The organism is Legionella santicrucis (assembly GCF_001468135.1).
GTDB lineage: Bacteria > Pseudomonadota > Gammaproteobacteria > Legionellales > Legionellaceae > Legionella > Legionella santicrucis.
Window position 1 is genome coordinate 396218 of sequence record NZ_LNYU01000091.1, and the last position, 2576, is coordinate 398793.

Below are 2576 nucleotides of genomic sequence, written 5' to 3' on the forward strand. Positions count from 1 at the left end.
TGGGAGTAAACCATGCATCATTAGCATTAGTCACCCAGTTATAAAACTTAAGTCGTCGCTCTAGATTGGCTGGATTAGATGCATCCAATAAGGCAGGGTTTTTGACTACCTCTTCAAATGAACGCTTGGGATGACAATATTCCTGAGCAATATGAGCAGGTACCTCTCTTTGGGGAAGACCAATCTTTATCCAGAGTGTGTCGAGCGCTTCCCAATCCGCTTTAGTTGTTTTAGGTCTTTGCTTGTACGCCTCAATATAAGTGCTTAATGCATGCTTTAAGGGCGTTAAATCAAAATGTGCGCTCCGGTATTCTATTCCCTTTTGGGTATAGGCAAGGCCTCTTGGGTGTTTGAATAGGTTGTCTCCTATGAGTTCTTCGATTTTTTGAACACGTTTCAGGATAAAGTGCTTGGTTGGGTCATCCATATACCGTTCCAACATCCGACACATATGCGTGTCTTTGGCCCAATAGGCATATTCATAGGCAGTACAGTTAAAGGTTCTTCCTGAATAGTCCGTAAAAGGTATTTTTCTTGCGGTGAGGAGCTCTTGAGCACTATCAGCATTTTTTTTGAGTAAACGTTCCGCCTCAATTTGTTGACCGTACGCTACATGCTGTAGAAACTGTTTGGCGTCGATTTTGGGCTTGAAATCGGGTCGTTCTTGTTTGAGTTGCACCAAGAGCGCTTCTTTGAGCGTTGGGTCTTTGTAGGTGTTGATTCGTTCGTATAAGGCTTGTAATGCTGCATGATTAATAGAGGCGGTATCAATCACCACATCGTCTTGAGCCAAAGAATTTTTATGGGGAATGTTGCCACCTAAGCTCCCTGCACCACTTCGCGCTTTCTCTAAAGCTTGGGTTACTCCTTGGGGTACATCCAATAAAGGAGAGTGCACAAACTTAGCAAAACTCGTACAGATACACCCTTGGTGTATCACAAAATCGCCTTTCTTTTGCGTGTCTAACACGAAAAACTCATCAAAATGATGGGAATCTTTGATTTCTGAATAACGCGTTGCAAAAGTTTCTTGGATGTTTTTGATGTCTGCTTGGGTGAGTAGGCGGGTTAATTCTAATTCTTTGAGATGCTCATTTATCCACAAGAGGCAGGCTTCTTCGATGCTGCGCTTACTTTGGTGGGCTTGGGCTAGAGTTTGGGCAAGGTTCGCGCTTAATTTAGGCTGAGCATCCAGAATTTGCCCAAAATTCGTGCCTGAGCTGATGATTCCTTGAGCGATACAGTAGAAATTGGTGATGCCTAGTAAAAATTGGGTTGCTATAGACCAGTGTTCTGCCTGGGTTAAACGGTTGAAAGGGGATTCAATAAGGGAGTCAAATAAGCTGCCAGCACAGTATCCGAATAAGGCTTCCATATACTCTTTTGGACTTGTTGTTAGAGAATTAAAGCCCATGGCCTTATTAATCTCTTGTTGATGAATCAGCCTGCCTTGCTGGGTTTTGCTAAAATCAACGTCTACATTCAGTAACGTTTTTATCGTCTTTTTTAGGATTTTCCTTAAGTACTCAAAATCAACAGGCTCATTAGGGCGCATCCATTGCGCTACCTGCTTAATCACTTGGAACTTCAAATCGTTGGCTTCAAAGGTGAGTGGGGTATAGGCTTGGATGAGGGCGTGTTGTAAAGGGGATACCATCTTGCCTATGTTTCTAGCGTTACTCTTGTGTGCCACACTAAATATGGGGTTGGTCGCTTCCGAACGCAAAAAACCATCTTCTGCTGTAGGGCGTAAGACCATGCTGTAGAGATTGGAGGTTTTCCTGTCTTGCATTAACTCTTCTAATGGTCTTGGGTAACTTGGAAAGTCTGCATTGAGGCAGTTTAATTCTGGGTGATTTTCCACAGAAACAAGTACTTTCATATACGCATCAATTTGAGCCAGCCTTTCTTGTTTTTGTTGGGTGAGTGGCGACTCTGCTCCAAGTAGGTTGATGTCACTTTCCAGGGCCTCTTTGTAGGCTAATAATTCGGTCTTAAGGCTAGCCTTTTTGTTTGAATTGCTGCCTTTGTCAAAAAATTCTTGCAGAGCATAAACCGCTTTGCAGGTGTTGTCTAACCCAATGTTCGTACCACTGACGATTGGCATGAAGATATGAACTATGTTTTCGGGGCTTACATACAGGTATCTGGCAAATACTGGTTCTTTTAGGGGAAGCTTCATGGCAATTGAGTTTTATTTGATTAATGTGCTCCAAATATATCATTCTTTTCCGAAAGTCTCTAATATTATCATAGGCATAATATTCAAATCCGCTCATTATGCATCTTCACAAATCCTAACTCGCTAATTCAATTTGAGTTGGGTAATCCATAAAAAGTTGAGAATGGCGTTAATTCCATAATAAGCAGACCTCATTAAATATCTATAAAAAAGAAAGAAGTTATTGTACTCTGCATTTTTTATAGATTAGTTTTAGAAAAATGATAAGGATATACCTCTGCGAAGAAGAAAGAACAGCGTTAAATCAATTAACTCATGTTACGCACACTCAGTTTTAAGCGGTCATATTTTTGAGCTCCTGCCAAGCAATTTGGTTTGCTCTAACAATGAGTTT

General features: G+C 41.3%; 1 protein-coding gene. It reads right to left on the minus strand.

The window, feature by feature from the left end:
- A partial coding sequence (locus Lsan_RS19590) for a SidC (RefSeq protein ID WP_065236327.1) occupies positions 1 to 2182 on the minus strand: 2182 nt, incomplete at its 3' end.
- Positions 2183 to 2576 lie beyond the last annotated feature (394 nt).